Genomic DNA, 20,274 nt, shown 5'->3' with positions numbered 1-20,274 from the left:
TGATTACATCGAGATGTTCTACAACGCAAAACGCCGCCATGGTTTCAACAATCAGCTCTCACCGGTAGAGTTTGAAAAACGTTACACAATGAGCTTGCAAGGTGTCTAGAGAATCCGGGGCGATTCAGGTAGAGAGAACGGCCTAAGCATCAATTTCAAAAATCGGCCAGAAGAATCCGATTCCCTTGAAAAGTTGACTCAATACCGAACACTCAGAGAAGTGGAGACTTGAGAGAAAACTCAATCGAGGAGCTATCGGGAAATCCAGCTAACCACCTGATCATATTGGTGTCCCAGGGCAGGTTCGAACTGCCAACCTTCCCCTTAGGAGGGGGATGCTCTATCCAATTGAGCTACTGAGACACTGAGTTGCCAGCACACCGAACGGTGCCAGCGAGGACGGCGTGCATGTTAACGGCATGGAGGGATTTTGTCATGTCGTCATTGCCTTCGATAATCGTAGTCCACATCCCGGCGTAGAGCGCTTGCAGGGGCGGTCGTGCATTTTGCATTACCCCAAAAAGCCATCATTGCAAAACGCAATGTTTAATCGCTTTAAAACAATCACAAGCCATTGTTTTATAAGGATTTTTATTCAAAATAAATCTGGCATGCAGGCTGCATTATCAGTACCAGTGACGATACTCCACGCAAGGTACCTGAAAATGAACATGACTCTCTCAGTGTTGAATGCAGTAGCTCTGGTGGCTCTGGTGGCATTTCATTTTCAGGATACCCGCATTCACGATGACAAGATCGGCACGCAACCTCAATCCTATGAGCTGGTTCGCAAGGCCCCTCAATTGGCCATCATGAGTGACAGAAGCGTCAATGCAGCTACGCTGGGTCATGAGGTCAAGGAAGCCCCGCTGCCAAATCGTGCTGAAGAGCGTTGGATCTTCTGAGATCGTCACATAGCCCACCTTCACGAGAGAGTAGCCATGTCAAAACCCGCATTGTCATTCATGATCCTGGCACTGATGGCTGTTGCCACTGATCTTCTCCTCCCCGAGCAGGCGCATGCATTGAATTCCGCCTCCAAAATTGCCGCAGGGCTGTTTGTCAGCCTCTTCGTTGCGGCCATGGTCATCGGGCGTCGCTTCAAGTTCGATCCGGTTCTACGCTGACTGAATATCCGCTGATGGTTGTACTGGTCAACAGGGCTCAAGCCACTGCTGACTAGGTCATCGGCCTCTCAGCCTCCCCTCGCCTTCTCCCGCCATGACACGCCCGTCGGCATCTTTCGTATTCTTGTGAATAACCATCTACGCTGAAGACAGATAGCCATCATGGCAAAAAGTAGTCAGGCGTTCGTCGTGTCACCCGGATGGGCTGGAATTGGCAAGCTTTGCAAATCTGCTCGCAATTCTGATAATTGGTGCTGGCTAAACGCCTTTATCTGAGTCAATATTTGTCACAGAATTGACGCCAAGGATTCGACGTAATAGGGCATGATGCCGCGCCCTTTGGATAACTCGGTTGAACATTTGGCCAAAAGGACTGTCCTACATTGACAATCTTGCGGCCACTTGCGAAACCGCTCCCCCTGAACTAACCGGTTAAATATATGAGCCCTATGAAACAGGCTACTTATTCCAGCCGCACGGCTGACAAGTTCGTCGTTCGCCTACCAGACGGCATGCGTAATCGCGTGCAAGAGGTAGCCAAAAACCACCATCGCAGCATGAACTCGGAAATCATTGCTCGACTCGAACAGAGCCTGATTCAGGAAGGAGCTCTTGGTGATGAGCCAAGTCTGCGCCTTGATAGTCCTGAGCTGTCCCTGCACGAACGCGAGTTGCTGCAACGCTTTCGTCAACTCTCACACCGCCAGCAGAACGCTCTGGTGTCCCTGATTGCTCACGACACGGAACTTGCTTCAGAAGAGTCGTAAGAAATCAGTGAAAAAAAGCATTCAAGCCAGCGAAAGCTGGCTTTTTTTTGCCGTAGTCCTTTTCCCCAATACTTATAAGACTCTTTCTTATAATGTAGACATCTCAGCCAATGCTTTCCCTGGTCACGGCTCCTGAGGCGATGGTTTTCCCGTGCATCGCGATTATCAAGTCATGCGAGGAGCCACAAAATGCTCGGTAAAGCCTTCATCCCCCTGATGCTGGTTGCATCAATGAGCCAGGCTGCCCAGACCGTCAAGGTATTCAACTGGGAGGATTACCTCGCACCGGACACGCTGAAAAACTTCCAGAAAGACACCGGCATTGAAGCCACCTATGACACCTACGACGGCAACGATGCCCTGGACGAAAAGCTCAAGGCGAGAAACTCCGGTTACGACATTGTGGTGCCGTCGAGCCACTTCATGGCTGGCCAGATTCAGCGCGGGGACTTGAAGAAGCTGGACAAAAGCCAGCTATCAAACTGGAAAAACCTCAACCCGGTTCTGCTCAAGGCGCTCAGAAGCATCGACCCTGGCAACGAGCACGCCTTTCCCTATCTATGGGGGACCACCGGCATCGGCTATGACGCGGCCAAGGTCAAGGCTGTTCTGGGCAAGGATGCGCCACTCAATTCCTGGGACTTGATCTTCAAGCCCGAGAACATTAAAAAGCTGGCTGCATGCGGCGTAGCCTTTATCGACAGCGCCCCCAGCATAGTGCCCATTGCGCTCAACTATCTGAACCTGCCACCCCACAGCGAAAAAACCGAGGATTACACCAAGGCAAAAGCTGCCTTGCTGGCGATCCGACCCTACGTGCGCTATTTCAACTCGACCCAGTACATTACGGATCTGGCCAGTGGCAAGATCTGCGTCGCGGTCGGCTATTCAGGAGATGTCATGCTGGCGGAGCGCAACGCTCAGGAGGCAGGCAACGGCATCAAAATCGACTACGTAATCCCCAGGGAAGGCGCTCCGATGTGGTTTGACATGATCGCCATGCCCGCCGATGCACCTGACGAAAAAGCCGCCTACGTCTTTATGAACTACCTGCTCACGCCGAAGGTAATCGCGGGCATCTCCAACTACTTGCATTATGCGAACGGAAACGAGAAGTCCGAGGCACTGGTGGACGCAGCAGTACGCAACGACCCCAGAATCTACCCCGATGAGGAAACCCTTGGCACCCTGTTCGTCCAGCAAGCGACGCCTGCCGACATTGACGCGCTGAGGCTACGCACATGGAAGGAAGTCAAAGAAAGACAGTGACTACCTTTGCAGCCCCAAAACAAAAAACCGCCTGAACAGGCGGTTTTTTTATGGTGAAAGCGATCAAAGCAGAAAAATGGTTGCCAGCCCCAGGAAAATAAAGAAACCGCCACTGTCCGTCATCGCAGTAATCATGACGCTGGCACCCATGGCTGGATCGCGGCCAAGACGTGCAAGCGTCATAGGGATCAAGACCCCCATAAAAGCAGCCAGCAGCAGGTTGAGCGTCATTGCTGCCGTCATGACCACGCCCAGCGACCAACTGTCATAGAGCATATAGGCCACAACACCGATCACCCCGCCCCATATCAGACCATTGAGCAAAGCGACCGCCAGTTCCTTGCGCAGCAAGCGCGTGGTATTGCCGGTACTGACCTGGTCCAGCGCCATGGCGCGAACGATCATGGTAATGGTCTGGTTCCCGGAGTTGCCGCCGATACCGGCCACAATCGGCATCAGCGCCGCAAGAGCCACAAGCTTCTCGATCGAGCCCTCGAACAGGCCGATGACACGCGAAGCCAGGAACGCTGTAATCAGGTTGATCGCCAACCAGGCCCAGCGGTTACGCAGCGAGCGCCATACGGAAGCGAAGATATCTTCCTCTTCACGCAAACCCGCCATGTTGAGGACTTCGCTCTCGCTCTCCTCACGAATCAGGTCAACCATTTCGTCGATGGTCAAACGGCCAATCAGCTTGCCGCTCTTGTCGACCACCGGCGTGGAAATCAGGTCATAACGCTCGAAAGCCTGTGCGGCGTCGTAGGCATCGTCTTCCGGGTGGAAGCTGACAGGGTCGTCAGCCATGACTTCGCCGACCTGCTTGTCCGGATCATTGACCAGCAGACGCTTGATCGGGAGCACGCCCTTGAGCACGCCGTCGTAATCGACCACAAACAGTTTGTCGGTATGGCTCGGCAGCTCCTTCAAGCGCCGCAGGTAACGCAATACGACTTCCAGGCTGACATCCTCGCGGATCGTCACCATCTCGAAGTCCATCAGCGCACCGACCTGCTCCTCGTCGTAGGAGAGCGCAGAACGGACACGCTCACGCTGCTGGACGTCCAGCGCTTCCATCAGTTCGTGAACGACATCGCGAGGCAGTTCGGGAGCCAGGTCTGCGAGTTCGTCAGCGTCCATCTCCTTGGCCGCCGCCAGCAACTCGTGATCATCCATGTCGGCGATCAGGGTTTCCCGGACGGAATCGGACACTTCAAGGAGGATATCGCCGTCGCGCTCTGCCTTGACCAGTTGCCAGACGGTCAGGCGCTCCTCAAGAGGCAGTGCCTCGAGGATGTAAGCGACGTCCGCAGAGTGCAGGTCATCGAGCTTGCGTTGCAGCTCGACAAGGTTCTGACGATGAACGAGGTTTTCTACGCGATCCTGATTCTGACCTTCCTGGCGGTGGATCAGGTCTTCGACCACACGCTGACGCTGCAACAGATCGACCACTTGGGCAAGGCGATCCTGCAAGCTTTCCTGCGTTTTTTTAACTTCTATTTCAGTCATAGGCGAACTCCACTCCCAGCAGCGGAGCACGCCGGGAGGATCAATCAGTTGATTCTTGATTGGTGAAACGAGCTATTGAGTAACTACTGGGTAAGTCCATGGAGGTATTCCACAAGCCCCGGCGGGGCTGACGGGCGCAATGATACACCGCTTTGGGCGGATCGCACGCGAGAAAATTCAGGCTAGAACAGGCGCTTGCGAGACAAACCTGAATGTTTTGCGAACAGACAGGGTTACGACGTTACATTCAGCGAAGAAAACACGCTCGCCCATGGGAAAGACCACCACTAGGATGGCCTGGCACGTCATGGAGGACTCGGCAATGCGTATCACGCCCCGCATTTTCTTATGGAGCAACCTGCTCTGCCTGCCACTTTACACAGAAGCCAATACTGTTCAGCGATGTGAAGACCCGTCCGGAAGAATCCTCTTTACCACCCTGGGCTGCCCAGCCGGGCAAAACAGTCAGCCGCAAGAAGCCTTCAATGCGCCTCCGGGAAGCATCACGCCCCTTCTTCCTGGCGCAGACAGGCGAAACAATAAAGCCAGCAAGGAAATCGTGGTGGTAGGCCAGCAAGACGATGGCTGCGGTAATCGACTGAGCGCAGCACAGCGCCGGCAAGCCGTTATCAATCAGCGTACACCGCCGGGCATGACAAAGCGCGACGTTGAAAGCCTGCTGGGCCGCCCGGACAAGATCACAAACCGCAACGGAGAACTGCGCTACACCTACCAGTTGAAAAATGGTCGCAGCAACAATGTGACATTCGATGAGAATGGATGTGTGAAAGGAAAACGCTAGAAAGCAAAAAGCCCACATCTTTCGATGTGGGCTTTCTGGTGTATGGTGCACTCGACAGGATTCGAACCTGTGACCGCTCGGTTCGTAGCCGAGTACTCTATCCAGCTGAGCTACGAGTGCATTGGTATTTTTAGACCAGATCACCTCTGGTTGAAGCCGGTTATCTGGAAGTCTGTATTTAACTACATCAGACCAGTTAACCTTAAATGGTGCACTCGACAGGATTCGAACCTGTGACCGCTCGGTTCGTAGCCGAGTACTCTATCCAGCTGAGCTACGAGTGCATGTGTTGGTGCCGCGCATTATAGGTCGTTAAATCATTTTGTAAAGCACTTTTTCTAGTAATTTCAACAACTTACAGAAGAAGCCAGATTCAACGCACTACAGAAATAATGGCGGAGAACGGGGGATTCGAACCCCCGACACCCTTGTGAGGTGTACTCCCTTAGCAGGGGAGCGCCTTCGGCCACTCGGCCAGCTCTCCGCAACACGGGGCGTATAATAACCACCCTTTCCCCCGTTTGCAAACCAAAAATTCAATAAAAATTAATGGCTTGGTTCTTCGTCCTTCTCTTTCTTGATGCGCAGGTAAATTTCTTCACGATGCACAGCAACTTCCTTGGGCGCATTGACACCAATACGCACTTGATTACCCTTGACGCCGAGCACAGTCACTGTGATTTCACCATCACCAATGATCAGGCTTTCTGCGCACCGACGAGTCAAAATCAGCATACCTTTCTCCTTATGCATTTCAGGAACAACAGTCTGCAAAACCAGTAGGCACAAGCCTGCGACGAAAAAGCCACGAGCCAAGCCTGAGTATTGACTAACGCGAAGAAAAGAACAGTCTTTGCGTGCAGCACAGGAAAACGAAAGGCGCGGTCAAGCCGCGCCCGTCAATGGCAGATCACTCACCCTGCCGAGGAGCATCCAGCTCAAAGGCTGTGTGCAATGCGCGCACGGCCAGCTCCAGATACTTCTCTTCGATCACCACCGAGACCTTGATTTCCGAAGTGGAGATCATCTGGATGTTGATACCTTCCTTTGCCAGAGCCTCGAACATGCGGCTGGCAACACCTGCGTGGGAACGCATGCCGACGCCGACGATGGAAACCTTGGCAATCTTGGTATCACCGGAAACCTCACGAGCACCGATTTCGCGGGCGGTGGTTTCCAGGACCTGCAACGCCGACTGATAGTCGTTGCGATGGATCGTGAAGGTGAAATCGGTGGTGTTATCGTGCGCGACATTCTGCACGATCATGTCGACTTCGATGTTCGCAGCACTGATCGGGCCGAGAATCTTGAAGGCAACACCCGGCGTGTCTGGCACACCACGGATAGTCAGCTTGGCTTCATCGCGGTTGAAAGCGATGCCAGAAATGATCGGCTGTTCCATGGATTCCTCTTCATCAATGGTAATGAGGGTGCCCGGCCCCTCCTTGAAGCTGTGCAGAACGCGCAGCGGGACGTTGTATTTGCCTGCGAACTCTACCGCACGGATCTGCAGCACCTTGGAACCGAGGCTGGCCATTTCCAGCATCTCTTCGAAGGTGATCTTGTCCAGACGCTGAGCTTGCGAAACGACACGCGGATCGGTGGTATACACGCCATCCACGTCGGTGTAGATCTGGCACTCGTCGGCCTTCAAGGCAGCAGCCAGCGCCACGCCAGTGGTGTCGGAACCGCCACGACCGAGCGTGGTGATGTTGCCGTTCTCGTCGACACCCTGGAAACCGGCGACAACCACGACACGACCTGCCTTGAGGTCGGAGCGGATCTTCTGATCGTCGATCTGAAGGATACGCGCCTTGTTGTGGGCGCTGTCGGTCAGGATACGCACCTGATTACCGGTGTAGGACACCGCAGGCACGCCGCGCTTCATCAGCGCCATCGCCAGCAAGGCAATGGTGACCTGCTCGCCGGTGGACACGATCACATCCAGTTCACGAGGAACCGGCTGATCGCTGATCTGTTTGGCCAGTTCGATCAGGCGATTGGTTTCACCGCTCATGGCCGACAATACGACCACCAGATCATCGCCCGCTTCACGGAACTTCTTAACCTTGTCGGCTACCTGCTCGATGCGCTCTACAGAGCCAACAGAGGTGCCTCCAAATTTTTGTACGATCAAAGCCATCTCAAAGCCGCCTCAGAACCCGTTAAGGGCACCCATTAATTCTCAAATCCAAGTGCCGGGCCTGTCATGCACTGACAGGCCTGGAGGTTCGACTCAGATACCCTGCTCTACAAAAGGAACGGTCAGAGCCAGCGCTGCATCCAGAGCACCGGCATCGACACCACCACCTTGAGCCATGTCAGGACGCCCGCCACCTTTACCACCGACGGCAGCGGCCGCTTGTTTCATCAAATCACCGGCTTTGAGTTGGCCAGTCAGGTCCTTGGTCACGCCTGCAACCAAGACAACCTTGTCCTCATGAACACTGCCGAGCAGGATCACTGCGCGGCCGAGCTTGTTCTTCAACTGGTCGACCAGCGCCAACAGCGCCTTGCCATCCTGACCATCCAGGCGGGTAGCCAGAACCTTGACCCCTTTGACGTCCAGGGCAGCGGCAGACAGATCATCGCCCGCCGCGCTGGCAGCCTTGGCCTGCAACTGCTCCAGTTGTTTTTCCAGCTGACGGTTGCGCTCAAGCACAGCCGACAACTTGTCCAGCAGGTTGTCGCGATTCCCCTTGACCAGGGTCGCGGCTTCCTTGAGTTGATCTTCAGCCGAGTTCAGCCAGGCCAGTGCGGCTGCACCGGTCACAGCTTCGATACGGCGCACGCCTGCGGCCACGCCACCTTCGCTGACAATCTTGAACAGTGCGATATCACCGGTACGGTTGGCGTGAATACCGCCACACAGCTCAACGGAGAATTCACCGCCCATGCTCAGTACGCGCACGCTGTCGCCGTACTTCTCGCCGAACAGCGCCATGGCGCCCTTCTTCTTGGCGGTTTCGATATCGGTTTCTTCAGTGACGACCGGAGTGTTCTTGCGAACCTCAGCGTTGACGATATCTTCCAGAGCCCGCAGTTGCTCGGGCTTGATGGCCTCGAAATGGCTGAAGTCGAAGCGCAGACGCTGACTGTCGACCAGCGAGCCTTTCTGCTGGACATGCTCACCCAGCACCTGACGCAATGCAGCGTGCAGCAAGTGAGTGGCAGAGTGGTTCAGCGAAGTCGCAAGACGAACCTCGGCAGCAACCTGGGCTTCAAGCTGCACACCGACTTTCAGGCTGCCAGCGACAACAACGCCGTGGTGCAGGAATGCGCCGCCGGTCTTGGTGGTATCGCGAACATCGAAACGTACGGCCCCCGCCTGCAAGTAACCGCTGTCACCGATCTGACCACCCGATTCGGCATAGAACGGCGTGGTGTCGAGAATCACGACGCCCTCTTCGCCTTCGCTCAACTGCTCGACCGACTGACCGTCCTTATAAAGAGCAACGATCTGTGCTGCACCGCTGGTGGCGGTATAGCCGGTGAACTGGGTCGCGACATCAACCTTGACCAGGCTGTTGTAGTCCATGCCGAACGAACTGGCCGAACGGGCACGCTCACGCTGGGCTTCCATCTCGCGCTCGAAACCCGCCTCGTCGAGGGTCAGGTTACGTTCGCGGGCGATATCGCCCGTCAGGTCCATCGGGAAACCGTAGGTGTCGTAAAGCTTGAACACGATTTCGCCAGGCACAACAGTGCCCTTGAGCTCGGCCAGATCCTGTTCAAGGATTTTCAGGCCCTGCTCCAGAGTCTTGGCAAACTGTTCTTCTTCAGCCTTGAGCACACGCTCGATATGCGCCTGCTGCTGAGTCAGCTCAGGGAATGCAGTGCCCATCTCGGCAACCAGAGCGGCCACGATCTGATGGAAGAAGCTGCCCTTGGCACCCAGCTTGTTGCCATGGCGGCAGGCCCGACGAATGATGCGGCGCAATACATAGCCACGACCTTCGTTGGACGGCAGAACACCATCGGCAATCAGGAAACCGCAGGAGCGAATGTGATCCGCTACGACCTTGAGCGATGCCTGATTGTCGTTGCTGCAACCGATGGCCTTGGCCGAAGCGGCCAGCAGGCTCTGGAACAGGTCGATTTCATAGTTGGAATGCACGTGCTGCAGGACTGCGCTGACACGCTCAAGCCCCATACCGGTATCCACCGACGGTGCTGGCAACGGGTGCAGTACGCCATCGGCAGTACGGTTGAACTGCATGAAAACGTTGTTCCAGATTTCGATGTAACGGTCGCCGTCTTCTTCCGGCGAGCCTGGCGGGCCACCCCAGATTTCAGGGCCGTGATCGAAGAAAATCTCGGAGCAAGGGCCGCACGGGCCGGTATCGCCCATGGTCCAGAAGTTGTCGGACGCATAAGGCGCGCCTTTGTTGTCGCCGATACGGACCATGCGCTCGGCCGGAATGCCGATGTCCTTGGTCCAGATATCGTAGGCTTCGTCATCGGTGGCGTAGACCGTTACCCAGAGTTTTTCCTTGGGCAGGTTCAGCCACTTTTCAGAAGTGAGGAAGGTCCAGGCGTAAGTGATCGCATCGCGCTTGAAATAGTCACCGAAGCTGAAGTTGCCCAGCATCTCGAAGAAAGTATGGTGACGAGCGGTGTAGCCGACGTTTTCCAGATCGTTGTGCTTGCCACCGGCACGCACGCATTTCTGGCTGGTGACAGCGCGGGTATAGGCACGCTTTTCCTGGCCCAGGAAGCAATCCTTGAACTGGTTCATACCTGCGTTGGTGAACAGCAGGGTTGGGTCATTGCCCGGAATCAAGGAGCTGGAGGCGACACGTGTGTGGCCTTGCTCTTCGAAGAAGCCAAGGAAGGCTTCACGGATTTCTGCGCTTTTCATAGGTTCTTCCACGGAGACTGCGGCCAGAAGCAGTGCATGACGCCAAAATGACGTAGCAACGGCAAAGGGCCGCATTATATAGGCGTTGCGTCCTCGGTACAGCGTGTTTGTACGATAGAAACCAGTAACTGGACTATCGGCATCTTATATGCGTGAAAACTCGGCGAATACTGCAATGACCCGTTCAAGCTGAGCACGGGATACATCAAGGTGAGTAACCATGCGCAGGCGTGGCGCAGCGCTGAGCTTGATGTCGCGCTCGGCACAGAATGCCTTGAGCGAATGAGCACGCTCACCCATCTGCACATACACCATGTTGGTCTGCACAGGCTCGACCTCATACCCCAGCTCGCTCAAGCCCGCGGCCAGAAATGCCGCATTGGCATGGTCCTCGGCCAGGCGTTCGACCTGATGATCAAGCGCATACAAGCCGGCAGCCGCCAGAATCCCGGCCTGACGCATGCCGCCACCGACCATCTTGCGCAGGCGACGAGCCTTGGCGATCAGTTCCGGTGAACCGCACAGCACAGACCCCACTGGTGCGCCAAGCCCCTTGGACAGACACACCGACACCGAATCGAAGTAGCCAGCAATTTCACGGGCATCGACGCCAAGCCTGACCGCTGCGTTATATAAACGCGCACCGTCCAGATGCAGGGCCAGACCGTGCTCTTCGGTGAACTTGCGGGCAGCTGCCAGATAGCTCAATGGCAACACCTTGCCCTGCATGGTGTTTTCCAGAGCCAGCAGACGTGTGCGGGCAAAATGAAAATCATCGGGCTTGATGCTTGCCAGCACCTGATTCAGGTCCAGCGAACCATCGGCCTGGACTTCCAGCGGCTGAGGCTGGATCGAACCCAATACCGCCGCTCCGCCACCTTCATATTTATAGGTGTGAGCCTGCTGGCCGACGATGTATTCATCACCACGCTCACAATGCGCCATCAAGGCCAACAGGTTGCTCATCGTCCCCGTGGGCACAAACAGAGCCTCAGCAAAACCCAGGCGCTTCGCCAGTGTGGCTTCAAGAAGATTGACTGTGGGGTCCTCACCGTAGACGTCATCCCCGACGGGGGCATGCGCCATAGCGTCAAGCATGCCAGCGGTTGGCTGGGTCACAGTGTCACTACGCAGATCGATAACAGTCACGAAAACGCTCCCTGAAAACTCGAAGGCCGATAATGCAGGCAACCTCAAGGTTGCAACAAGGCATTACTGAGGTTTGACATGATAATCAAGGTCCCAGGCCGACGGCACTCCAATCCTCTTATAAGCAAAAGGTAGGGACACCGTACGAAAGTGTCCATGCATGATGGAAAAAACTGTGATAAAAATCCCGCCCCGACAACAGACAATGTCGGTAACGTTCTCAGGGCGGGGTGTAATTCCCCACCGGCGGTAATGGCGCGCAATGCGTCTAGCCCGCGAGCGCTTGGCGGGATTCAGGCTTGAACTGAAGCTCTTCAAGGTCAGCAGACCCGGTGTGATTCCGGGGCCGACGGTCATAGTCCGGATGAAGAGAGAACGGGATAGCGTCCACAGGACCGTCTGCAAAACCTCTGCATGAACTACAAGGTTCATGAGGTTTTCTTACGTAACCTGCATCCCTTTCGATCCAATGCCCTGTTTTTTTCATAAACAGGAGTCAGAACACGTGCAACCTACTGCAATCGACAGCAAAAGCAAAAACCACTCGAACGAGCGCATTGCCTTTATCCAGGCCTGCTGGCACAAGGATATTGTCGACCAGAGCCGCAAAGGCTTCGTCGCTGAAATGGCCAACCATGGCTACACCGAGAGTGATATCGATTTCTTTGAAGTCGGCGGCGCCTTTGAAATTCCCCTGCATGCAAAACTGCTGGCCAACACTGGCCGCTATGCAGGCATCATCGCTGCCGGTCTGGTGGTGGATGGCGGTATCTATCGTCACGAGTTCGTGGCGCAATCAGTGGTCAGCGCACTGATGCAGGTTCAACTGGAAACCGAAGTGCCGGTTTTCTCGGTGGTCCTGACCCCTCACCATTTCCATGCAGGCGAAGAGCATCACAAGTTCTTCTTCGAGCATTTCGTACACAAGGGTGAGGAAGCGGCCAAGACCTGTGCCGATACCCTGAACAAGGTTCGCGCACTGCGCCGTCTTGAGCCGCTGCAGAAAGCCGCCAGCTGATTTTCGCGAATAAATTCGCTCCTACACCGGTCCAGTAGGAGCGAATTCATTCGCGAAGAAGCCGATAAAGTTACACCGCCGGGACGATCAGAATCCCGGCGCGTAAACCATTCCCCACTTTCGGATTGGGAAAGATGATCCGCGCCCCTTCCTCCTCCACCACCCAGCGCGAGCCACCCGCGTCTTCGGCAAGCACATAGCCTTTTTCCAGCGGCGCAAAATTTTGCACATCGTCAGGCAGGTTGAGGGTGAATGCATCACTGCGCTTGATGATCTCCCGCGCCACGCTGAATAGCTGCAAGCCCTCCAGGTCATCGCTCGACTCAGGTTCGACACCTTCGATCATCTGCTCCAGAACCTTGCGCAGAGGCGTGAGGTTAACCTGCTGGTTATGACCAAATGGCCGGGCCTTGCCCAGTTCCAGCGTGAAAGACTCGGCTCCGAGCTGATCATAGGTATAGGCACTGAATACGATGGAAGGCTTGTTCTGCAGCAGTACCGCGCTCATGCCGGCAGTGCGCAGGCGCGCCAGTTCACGGCGGGAATGCTGGCGTCCTTCTTTCCAGGGATACAGGGCAAACTGCTCGATCGTCGAGCCGCGAATGGCCGTGTGCAGGTCGTAATGCAAGCGATAGCGGTCCGGCACACTGAAAAAGCTGGCCGCCAGACGCTCCAGCTCACAGGCACGCATGGCCTCCGAACCGCCACTTTGCTCATGACGGCCGTTGAACAGCCGGTTGACGTCCTGCTCGACATAACGCGCGCCACGTCGCATGGCCTCGGGGTTGCCGAACAGGAACAGAATACGGGCACGCGGCTTGAGGTCGCCGCGTGCAATGCTGCGGATCAATTCGTCCAGCAGCTCGATGGGCGCTGTTTCGTTGCCATGGATACCGGCAGACAACAGCAAGTCAGTGCCGTTGTCCAGGTCCTGAGGCGCACGCACTTCCAGCGCACCTTCGCCCAGCCAGCGCATACGCACGCCGCCGACGGTCAGTTGAGTCTTTTCCGTGGGCTCGCGCCCGGCCAGAGTCAGTTCAAGCAGTTTACCGAGGGCGAGCATAGGCAGGCTCCTGATCAGTGATTGCAGTCCGGGCCGTGTACGTGACCGTCTTCTTCAGCGTCACTCGGATCAGCCGGCTCCATTTCCAGTTGCAGGCTGACCAGGTTGGTGGCCAGAGGGCGCAGCAGGAGGTTAGCGTATTCGGCATCGCCTTCTTCAACGTCGACACCAATCAGCAGTTGGCCACGGCCGTCTTGCTGAATCCACAGCTCTTTACCCTGCCAGAGGACGGCTACGCGGGTGCAGGAAGTTTCCAGCTGGGTGCCATCGGTGTCTTCAAGGATCAGTTGCAGGGCGTCGCTCATGTTCGGGATTCTCTATAGAGATGGAAATCACGCGCAGGGCATCAGTGCCTGCGCGTCAGAACTTTCAAACCAGTTGAAAGGGGTAAACGCTGCCCAGTTTAAGGATTTGCGTGAGCTCATCCAATGCTGTGCGGCATTCAGTCAACAATTGTGGGTCAGCCAGATCGCTTTCGCTCATGCGATCACGGTAGTGCTTGTCGACCCATCGGGTCAGGGTTTCGTATAACGGCACAGTCATGATGACGCCAGGGTTGACCGCCGCCAGCTCGGTTTCGTTAAGGGCCACACGCAAGCGCAGGCACGCTGGCCCCCCACCGTTCTGCATGCTTTGCTTGAGGTCGAAGACCTTCACTTCCCGGATCGGGCCGCCATCGGCAAGCAGTCGCTGCAAGTAATTCCAGACGCGCAGATTGGCCTGGCACTCCTGAGGCACGATCAACAGCATCGAACCATCGGCGCGGGACAAGAGCTGGCTGTTGAACAGGTAGGAACGCACGGCGTCCTCGACCGACACTTCGTCTCGCGGCACGCAGATCGCCTGAAACAGGCCACCGGTACGGCTGAGCTTGTCGTGCAGTTCGTTCAGCATCGATTCGGTATTGAGAAACGCATCCTCGTGATGGAACAGCACTTCGCCATTGCCCACCGCGATGACGTCGTTATGAAACACGCCCTGATCGATCACGGCCGGGTTCTGCTGACCGTAGACCACGCCGCTATCACTCAGGCCGTGCAGCCGGGCCACAGCCCTGGACGCTTCAAGGGTCTGCCTGGCCGGGTATTTCTGCGGCGCAGGGTAGCGCGTGTCAAAAGCACTGCGCCCGAACACGAAAAACTCCACCCCCGCCTTGCCATAATCCCGGCAGAAGCGCGTATGGTTAGCCGCACCTTCATCGCCAAACTGTGCAACCGCTGGCAGCGCAGCATGATGGGCAAAATGGTGCTCGTTGGCGAACATCGCGCTCAGCACACGGCTGGTGGTCGGATGCTCGATGCTGCGGTGATATTTGCAGTTCAGGTTGGCGGCCGTGAAATGCACGCGGCCATCGGCGGTGTCGGCACTCGGGCTGACAGTCGCGGCATTGGCGACCCACATGCTCGATGCCGAACAACTGGCGACCAGCAGCGGCATATCATCCTTTGCAGCCTGCTCGATCACCTGAGCATCGCTGCCACTGAAACCCAGTTGACGCAGGCCCGCCACATCAGGACGCTCCTGGGGTGCAAGTACACCCTGGGTAAATCCCATGTCCATCAGCGCCTTCATTTTCGCCAGCCCCTGCAATGCCGCTTCGCGAGGGTTGGAGCACTGCTGGCTATTGCGCTGAGAAGCCACATTACCGTAGGACAGACCGCCGTAGTTGTGAGTAGGCCCAACCAGACCGTCAAAATTGACTTCACAGGATTTCATCGGCAAGGCTCCGTAGATCTGTTTTTATAGGTGCATCTTTGTGCAGTGCTGCTATCAATCAAGCTTGACGCCCGGTGTCAGCGCTGCGGGCAAGGTCAACGCCCCAGCCTCCAGCGACGCTACCGGATAAGCGCAATAATCCGCGGCGTAATAGGCGCTGGCCCGATGATTGCCCGAAGCCCCGACACCACCGAAAGGCGCACTGCTCGCCGCCCCGGTCAGTTGCTTGTTCCAGTTGACGATACCGGCGCGGCTTTGCAGCCAGAACTGCTTGTAACGCGCTTCGGAGTCCGACAGCAGGCCTGCGGCCAGACCATATTGCGTGTCGTTGGCTTCAGCGATGGCGGCATCGAAATCGACGTAGCGAATCACCTGCAACAACGGGCCGAACAGTTCCTCGTCAGGACGTTCGCTGACAGCGCTCACATCGAGAATACCCGGCGTGAGCAAGGCGGCCTGATCCTGCGGCCGGGTCATTTCCAGCAACGCAACTGCGCCTTTGGCCAGCAGATCCGCCTGAGCGGCAAGCAATGCAGAAGCCGCTTCCAGAGAAATCACCGACCCCATGAACGGCGCAGGCTGCCGGTCGAACGCTCCGACTTCAAGGGTTGCAGTCACTGCCACCAGCCGAGCCAGGAATGCATCGCCCCAGGCACCTTGCGGCACCAGCAAGCGACGGGCGCAGGTACAGCGCTGGCCAGCCGAAATGAAGGCCGATTGAATCACGGTGTACACCGCGGCATCGACATCCTGAACCTGATCGACCACCAGCGGGTTATTGCCACCCATCTCCAGTGCCAGAATCTTGTCCGGACGCCCGGCGAATTGCTGATGCAAGGCATTGCCGGTACGGCTGGAGCCGGTAAAGAACAGGCCGTCGATCCCCGGATTGGCCGCCAGAGCAATACCCGTCTCGCGCCCGCCTTGCAGGAGATTCAATACACCAGCGGGCAAGCCGGCTTCGATCCAGCACCTGACCGTCAACTCGGCAACCTTTGGCGTCAGCTCACTGGGTTTGAACAGCACCGTGTTGCCCGCCAGCAGTGCAGGCACGATATGCCCATTGGGTAAATGGCCGGGGAAATTGTAAGGGCCAAAGACCGCCACCACGCCATGAGGCTTGTGGCGCAACACCGCTGTGGCATCGCCCAGCGGACCACTCTTTTCGCCGGTTCGCTCACGGTAGCTCTGCACCGAGATGGCAATCTTGTTGACCATGCTGGTCACTTCGGTAGCCGACTCCCAGAGCGGCTTGCCGGTTTCCTCACCAATGCAATGCGAAAGTTCGTCCGCATGATTCTTGAGGCTGGCGGAAAACGCTTCCAGCACCGAAATACGATCTTCCAGCGAGCGCGAAGCCCAGTCCGCAAAAGCCTGACGCGCCGCCTGCACGGCCGTCTCGACCTGAGCGGCACTTGCACTCTGACCGGACCACAGCACTTGCTGGGACACCGGGTTCAACGAATCGAATGCTTCGCCCTGCCCGGCCTGCCAGGCACCTGCGATATACAGCGTGCTCATCAAACGCCCTCCCGCACCGCAGACAAAGGCACCGCACGCACATTGTCGCCCGGGCTCATGCGCAGACGCCGGGCCGTCAGCGGGTCGACCACCAGCGCACCGGCCGCCATGCGAGCCTGCCCGATGGTAATCCGGCCCTCTTCGCGCTTGCGGTTATAGATCAGGAATTTCGGCGCATCATCACCGGGCGTACCGATGGCCAGCACCAGTGTCTGGCTGTCACGCACGGCACGGATCCTGGTGGTTTCACACTCGATGGCAGGGCCTGCATCGAAGATGTCGACATAACCCTGATAGTTGAACCCCTCGCTCTTGAGCATCGTCAGAGCGGGTTCGGTGTCAGCATGAACACGGCCAATGACACTGCGCGCATCTTGCGAAAGAAAACAGGTGTACAGCGGAAACTTGGGCATCAATTCAGCGATGAAAGCCTTGTTGCCAACACCGGTCAGGTAATCGGCCTGGCTGAACTCCATCTTGAAGAAGTGTCGCCCCAGACTTTCCCAGAACGGGGAACGCCCGTTCTCATCGGACATGCCGCGCATCTCGGCGATGATCTTGTTGCCGAACAGTTTCGGGAACTCGGCAATGAACAGCATGCGCGCCTTGGACAGCAGGCGGCCATTGAGACCGGTGCGCGAATCACTGTGCAGGAACAGCGAGCACAGTTCGGAGTTGCCCGTCAGGTCGTTGGCCAGGAACAGGGTCGGAATCTCACGATAGATATTGAGTTCCTGAGAGGCACTGACTGTCAGCCCGACGCGGTAGTTGTACCAGGGCTCGCGCAATCCCACGGCGCCGGCAATGGCAGAAATCCCGATCACACGCCCGTCATCGTCTTCGAGCACGAACAGGTAATCGGCATCGGCACGCTCGGCTTCGCCACGAAAGGACTTCTCTGCCCAACCTACCCGATGCGCCAGGCGCTGCTCATTGGCAGGCAATGTCGTCAGGCCTGCGCCAGTGCTGCGCGCCAACTCGATCAGTGCGGGCAGGTCACTGCTGCGTACGGGGCGAACGATCATGTTATCTCCTCGACCGGGCTCTCATGGAGCCCGGAAAACTGGCTAATCTGCTGGATCGAAATCAGACTGCGACAAGGCGCACGCTGGCACCTTCGCCGACACCCAGAGCCTCGGCGGCCTTCAGGCTCAACACCACCGGGCGACCGGGTGCCCAGTCCAGCTCCAGCAAGGTTGCGCGGTAATCCTGCAACAGCCCATTGGTCACCAGATACAGGCGCCCGCCTTTTCCGGCATCGTCCGTTGCGCCGGTGTCGATCTTGACCGGCACCAGACGGCTCTGGGCAATCGAACGAATACCCGATACCCGAGCGTGCAAGGTCGGGCCTCCGTCGAAAATATCGATGTAATGATCTGTCTCGAAGCCTTCGCGCATCAGGATGTCGAAGGTGATCTGGGCACGAGGATGTACTTGCCCCATGGCCTCCTGAGCGGCGTCGGTCAGGAGCGGAACATAGATCGGATAATGCGGCATCAGTTCGGCCAGGAAGGTCCGGCTTTTCAGGCCACACAAGCGTTCGGCCTCGGCGTAGTTCAGGTCGAAGAAGTTGCGGCCGATGGCATCCCAGAACGGTGAATCGCCGTTCTCGTCGCTGTAGCCCACGATCTCGGTCACCACCGAATCGGCGAAACGCTCGGGGTGGCTGGCGACAAACAGCAAGCGGCCGCGGGAATTGAGCTCCGACCAGGCCGTGCCCACCAGTTCGGGGATCACATAGAAGCTGGTCAGCAGGCTGTTGCCGGTCAGGTCATGGCACTGGGACAGGACGTGGATCTTGTTATGGATCTTCAGCTCGCGGGAGGCATGCACGAATGTCTCGTTACGAAAGCTGTAGAACGGCTCGGAGTAACCCGCGGAAGCGACGATGCCGGAACAACCCACCAGACGACCGTTCTCGCTGTCTTCAAGCACAAAGAAGTAGGTTTCTTCGCCATTGAAACTGACTTCAGCCGCGAACGATGCTTCCGAAGCGCTGATCTTGTCGCCCAGGCGACCAGCATCGTCAGGCAGGGACGTCACACCAATCGGACTGTCGGCGGCGAGGCGCTGGACTTCTGCCAGGTCAGCCATTTGCGCGGGGCGCATCACCAGCATGGTGCCACTCCTTACCAGATCACAGGCCGGAAACACCGGCACTAAAAAGAGCACCGAGCAGCCTGAAAGCCGCCCGGCACAGGAAAAATGTCCGGCGCCCGCCACAAGGCGAACACCGGAAGGTCAAGCGATGAATCAGGCTGTCAGTTTGGCGATGGCGCGCTCGAAGCGGTTCAGGCCTTCTTCGATGTCGGCATCTTCGATAACCAGACTTGGCGCGAAGCGAACCACGTCCGGGCCGGCTTGCAGGATCATCAGGTTCTCGGTTTCTGCCGCGTTGAAGATGTCCTTGGCCTTGCCTTTCCAGGCATCGGACAGCACGCAACCGATCAGCAGGCCAAGGCCGCGCACTTCAGTGAACACGCCATATTGCTGGCCGATCGCTTCCAGACGGGTCTTGAACTTCTGATGCTTGCTTTCTACGCCCTTCAATACCTCAGGGGTATTGACGACATCGATCACCGCCTCGCCTACCGCACAAGCCAGCGGGTTGCCGCCGTAGGTCGTGCCGTGTACGCCAACGGCAAAGTGCTTGGCCAGTTTCTCGGTGGTCAGCATTGCCGCCAGAGGGAAACCGCCACCAATGCTCTTGGCACTGGAAAGGATGTCCGGGGTCACGCCGTAATGCATGTAGGCAAACAGATGGCCGCTACGGCCCATGCCGCTCTGCACTTCATCGAAGATCAGCAATGCATTGTGCTCGTCGCACAGCTTGCGAGCGCCTTGCAGATATTCAAGCTCGGCAGGCAAGACACCGCCCTCGCCCTGGATCGGCTCCAGAACCACGGCGCAGGTCTTGTCGGTCACGGCGGCTTTCAGTGCTTCCAGATCGTTGTATGGCACATGGCTGATACCCGTGATCTTCGGCCCGAAACCATCGGAGTACTTGGGCTGGCCACCGACGCTTACGGTAAACAGGGTGCGGCCGTGGAAGCTGTTCAGGGCCGCGATGATTTCGTACTTTTCCGGGCCATGAAGGTCGTGGGCAACGCGACGCGCCAGTTTGAAGGCCGCTTCGTTGGCCTCGGCACCGGAGTTACAGAAGAACACGCGCTCGGCGAAGGTCGAGTCCACCAGTTTGCGGGCCAGACGCAAGGTCGGCTCGTTGGTGAAGACGTTGGAGACATGCCACAGATTGTTGGCCTGCTCAGTCAATGCACCGACCAGCGCCGGATGGCAATGGCCCAGTACGTTGACGGCAATCCCGCCGGAGAAATCCACCAGCTCACGCCCGGCCTGATCCCAGACCCGGGAGCCCGCGCCACGCACGGGGATGAACCCGGCCGGTGCATAGTTGGGGACCATCACCTGGTCGAAATCGGCGCGTTGCACCGCAGCTTGCTCAACGGACATCGGA

Annotated in this window: 19 protein-coding genes, 4 tRNA genes and 1 riboswitch; of the genes, 7 read left to right on the top strand and 16 right to left on the bottom strand. The window is 57.1% G+C overall.

Annotated elements, in window-relative coordinates; translation table 11 throughout:
• A partial coding sequence (locus Q6A51_RS25980; protein WP_304574666.1) for an IS3 family transposase occupies positions 1-109 on the top strand: 109 nt, incomplete at its 5' end.
• Between the two features lie 177 nt (positions 110-286).
• Here Q6A51_RS25980 and Q6A51_RS25975 read toward each other — a convergent pair.
• Positions 287-363 (bottom strand) — tRNA-Arg (locus Q6A51_RS25975).
• A gap of 41 nt (positions 364-404) precedes the next feature.
• On the opposite strand from Q6A51_RS25975, the gene Q6A51_RS25970 reads away from it, so the two are divergent.
• The 4 genes from Q6A51_RS25970 (at position 405) to Q6A51_RS25955 (ending at position 3,163) form a co-directional block, all read left to right on the top strand.
• Positions 405-905: a hypothetical protein gene (locus Q6A51_RS25970; RefSeq protein WP_236250172.1), complete on the top strand. Its 501-nt coding sequence runs from the start codon at positions 405-407 to the stop codon at positions 903-905.
• 36 nt (positions 906-941) lie between these two features.
• On the top strand, positions 942-1,127 hold the full coding sequence (locus Q6A51_RS25965; protein WP_201003404.1) for a PA3371 family protein: 186 nt from the start codon (positions 942-944) through the stop codon (positions 1,125-1,127).
• Positions 1,128-1,567: 440 nt separating this feature from the next.
• Positions 1,568-1,894: an Arc family DNA-binding protein gene (locus Q6A51_RS25960; RefSeq protein ID WP_002554423.1), complete on the top strand. Its 327-nt coding sequence runs from the start codon at positions 1,568-1,570 to the stop codon at positions 1,892-1,894.
• A 189-nt stretch (positions 1,895-2,083) separates the two neighbouring features.
• Positions 2,084-3,163, top strand: coding sequence for a polyamine ABC transporter substrate-binding protein (locus tag Q6A51_RS25955; protein WP_304576038.1), 1,080 nt, complete (start codon positions 2,084-2,086; stop codon positions 3,161-3,163).
• 63 nt (positions 3,164-3,226) lie between these two features.
• Here Q6A51_RS25955 and mgtE read toward each other — a convergent pair whose 3' ends face one another.
• Positions 3,227-4,669, bottom strand: a complete 1,443-nt coding sequence (gene mgtE, locus Q6A51_RS25950; RefSeq protein ID WP_201003408.1) for a magnesium transporter — start codon at positions 4,667-4,669, stop codon at positions 3,227-3,229.
• A 322-nt stretch (positions 4,670-4,991) separates the two neighbouring features.
• Here mgtE and bamE point away from each other — a divergent pair, with 322 nt between their 5' ends.
• Positions 4,992-5,471, top strand: a complete 480-nt coding sequence (gene bamE / locus Q6A51_RS25945; protein WP_201018086.1) for an outer membrane protein assembly factor BamE domain-containing protein — start codon at positions 4,992-4,994, stop codon at positions 5,469-5,471.
• A 43-nt stretch (positions 5,472-5,514) separates the two neighbouring features.
• Here bamE and Q6A51_RS25940 read toward each other — a convergent pair.
• The 7 genes from Q6A51_RS25940 to ltaE form a co-directional block, all read right to left on the bottom strand.
• Positions 5,515-5,591: transfer RNA gene (locus Q6A51_RS25940), tRNA-Arg, on the bottom strand.
• Between the two features lie 87 nt (positions 5,592-5,678).
• Positions 5,679-5,755, bottom strand: a tRNA-Arg gene (locus Q6A51_RS25935).
• A 109-nt stretch (positions 5,756-5,864) separates the two neighbouring features.
• Positions 5,865-5,955: transfer RNA gene (locus Q6A51_RS25930), tRNA-Ser, on the bottom strand.
• 62 nt (positions 5,956-6,017) lie between these two features.
• Positions 6,018-6,206, bottom strand: a complete 189-nt coding sequence (gene csrA, locus Q6A51_RS25925; RefSeq protein ID WP_002554426.1) for a carbon storage regulator CsrA — start codon at positions 6,204-6,206, stop codon at positions 6,018-6,020.
• A 175-nt stretch (positions 6,207-6,381) separates the two neighbouring features.
• Complete coding sequence (locus Q6A51_RS25920; RefSeq protein ID WP_122313746.1) at positions 6,382-7,614, bottom strand: aspartate kinase; 1,233 nt, start codon at positions 7,612-7,614, stop codon at positions 6,382-6,384.
• 93 nt (positions 7,615-7,707) lie between these two features.
• Positions 7,708-10,332, bottom strand: coding sequence for an alanine--tRNA ligase (alaS, locus tag Q6A51_RS25915; RefSeq protein WP_201017835.1), 2,625 nt, complete (start codon positions 10,330-10,332; stop codon positions 7,708-7,710).
• 144 nt (positions 10,333-10,476) lie between these two features.
• Entirely contained in the window at positions 10,477-11,481 is a 1,005-nt protein-coding gene (gene ltaE / locus Q6A51_RS25910) for a low-specificity L-threonine aldolase (protein ID WP_201003414.1), read from the bottom strand.
• Between the two features lie 212 nt (positions 11,482-11,693).
• Positions 11,694-11,862: riboswitch (FMN riboswitch) on the top strand.
• Between the two features lie 124 nt (positions 11,863-11,986).
• Between ltaE and Q6A51_RS25905 the strand changes: the two genes are divergently transcribed.
• The gene (locus tag Q6A51_RS25905) at positions 11,987-12,499 is read left to right on the top strand and encodes a 6,7-dimethyl-8-ribityllumazine synthase (RefSeq protein WP_201017836.1); all 513 of its coding nucleotides are present in this window, start codon (positions 11,987-11,989) and stop codon (positions 12,497-12,499) included.
• 70 nt (positions 12,500-12,569) lie between these two features.
• Here Q6A51_RS25905 and astE read toward each other — a convergent pair whose 3' ends face one another.
• The 7 genes from astE to Q6A51_RS25870 all read right to left on the bottom strand — a co-directional run bounded on the left by astE (position 12,570) and on the right by Q6A51_RS25870 (position 20,270).
• The gene (astE, locus tag Q6A51_RS25900; protein ID WP_304576037.1) at positions 12,570-13,562 is read right to left on the bottom strand and encodes a succinylglutamate desuccinylase; all 993 of its coding nucleotides are present in this window, start codon (positions 13,560-13,562) and stop codon (positions 12,570-12,572) included.
• A gap of 14 nt (positions 13,563-13,576) precedes the next feature.
• A complete protein-coding gene (locus tag Q6A51_RS25895) occupies positions 13,577-13,867 on the bottom strand; it encodes a topoisomerase II (RefSeq protein WP_201003420.1) in 291 nt (96 codons plus the stop codon).
• A gap of 64 nt (positions 13,868-13,931) precedes the next feature.
• Positions 13,932-15,278, bottom strand: a complete 1,347-nt coding sequence (gene astB / locus Q6A51_RS25890; protein WP_304576036.1) for an N-succinylarginine dihydrolase — start codon at positions 15,276-15,278, stop codon at positions 13,932-13,934.
• 54 nt (positions 15,279-15,332) lie between these two features.
• Positions 15,333-16,802 carry a succinylglutamate-semialdehyde dehydrogenase gene (gene astD, locus Q6A51_RS25885; RefSeq protein ID WP_304576035.1) on the bottom strand — a complete coding sequence of 490 codons (1,470 nt, stop codon included), beginning with the start codon at positions 16,800-16,802 and terminating at the stop codon, positions 15,333-15,335.
• A complete protein-coding gene (gene astA / locus Q6A51_RS25880) occupies positions 16,799-17,824 on the bottom strand; it encodes an arginine N-succinyltransferase (RefSeq protein WP_201017839.1) in 1,026 nt (341 codons plus the stop codon). The genes astD and astA overlap by 4 nt, the downstream gene beginning before the upstream one ends.
• 61 nt (positions 17,825-17,885) lie before the next feature.
• The gene (aruF, locus tag Q6A51_RS25875; RefSeq protein WP_201017840.1) at positions 17,886-18,917 is read right to left on the bottom strand and encodes an arginine/ornithine succinyltransferase subunit alpha; all 1,032 of its coding nucleotides are present in this window, start codon (positions 18,915-18,917) and stop codon (positions 17,886-17,888) included.
• A 135-nt stretch (positions 18,918-19,052) separates the two neighbouring features.
• Positions 19,053-20,270: an aspartate aminotransferase family protein gene (locus Q6A51_RS25870; protein WP_201003429.1), complete on the bottom strand. Its 1,218-nt coding sequence runs from the start codon at positions 20,268-20,270 to the stop codon at positions 19,053-19,055.
• Positions 20,271-20,274: the final 4 nt, after the last annotated feature.

The sequence above is a fragment of the Pseudomonas serbiensis genome (assembly GCF_030580745.1).
In the GTDB taxonomy this organism is placed as follows: domain Bacteria; phylum Pseudomonadota; class Gammaproteobacteria; order Pseudomonadales; family Pseudomonadaceae; genus Aquipseudomonas; species Aquipseudomonas serbiensis.
The sequence above is the reverse complement of the archived record's forward strand: the minus strand, read 5'-3'. Positions and strand labels throughout refer to the sequence as shown.

Coding starts and splice junctions, on each gene's coding strand:
- Q6A51_RS25965 (WP_201003404.1), top strand. CDS start 942: ATGTCAAAACCCGCATTGTCATTCATGATCCTGGCACTGATGGCTGTT.
- Q6A51_RS25960 (WP_002554423.1), top strand. CDS start 1,568: ATGAGCCCTATGAAACAGGCTACTTATTCCAGCCGCACGGCTGACAAG.
- Q6A51_RS25955 (WP_304576038.1), top strand. CDS start 2,084: ATGCTCGGTAAAGCCTTCATCCCCCTGATGCTGGTTGCATCAATGAGC.
- mgtE (WP_201003408.1), bottom strand. CDS start 4,669: ATGACTGAAATAGAAGTTAAAAAAACGCAGGAAAGCTTGCAGGATCGC.
- bamE (WP_201018086.1), top strand. CDS start 4,992: ATGCGTATCACGCCCCGCATTTTCTTATGGAGCAACCTGCTCTGCCTG.
- csrA (WP_002554426.1), bottom strand. CDS start 6,206: ATGCTGATTTTGACTCGTCGGTGCGCAGAAAGCCTGATCATTGGTGAT.
- Q6A51_RS25920 (WP_122313746.1), bottom strand. CDS start 7,614: ATGGCTTTGATCGTACAAAAATTTGGAGGCACCTCTGTTGGCTCTGTA.
- alaS (WP_201017835.1), bottom strand. CDS start 10,332: ATGAAAAGCGCAGAAATCCGTGAAGCCTTCCTTGGCTTCTTCGAAGAG.
- astE (WP_304576037.1), bottom strand. CDS start 13,562: ATGCTCGCCCTCGGTAAACTGCTTGAACTGACTCTGGCCGGGCGCGAG.
- Q6A51_RS25895 (WP_201003420.1), bottom strand. CDS start 13,867: ATGAGCGACGCCCTGCAACTGATCCTTGAAGACACCGATGGCACCCAG.
- astB (WP_304576036.1), bottom strand. CDS start 15,278: ATGAAATCCTGTGAAGTCAATTTTGACGGTCTGGTTGGGCCTACTCAC.
- astA (WP_201017839.1), bottom strand. CDS start 17,824: ATGATCGTTCGCCCCGTACGCAGCAGTGACCTGCCCGCACTGATCGAG.
- aruF (WP_201017840.1), bottom strand. CDS start 18,917: ATGCTGGTGATGCGCCCCGCGCAAATGGCTGACCTGGCAGAAGTCCAG.
- Q6A51_RS25870 (WP_201003429.1), bottom strand. CDS start 20,270: ATGTCCGTTGAGCAAGCTGCGGTGCAACGCGCCGATTTCGACCAGGTG.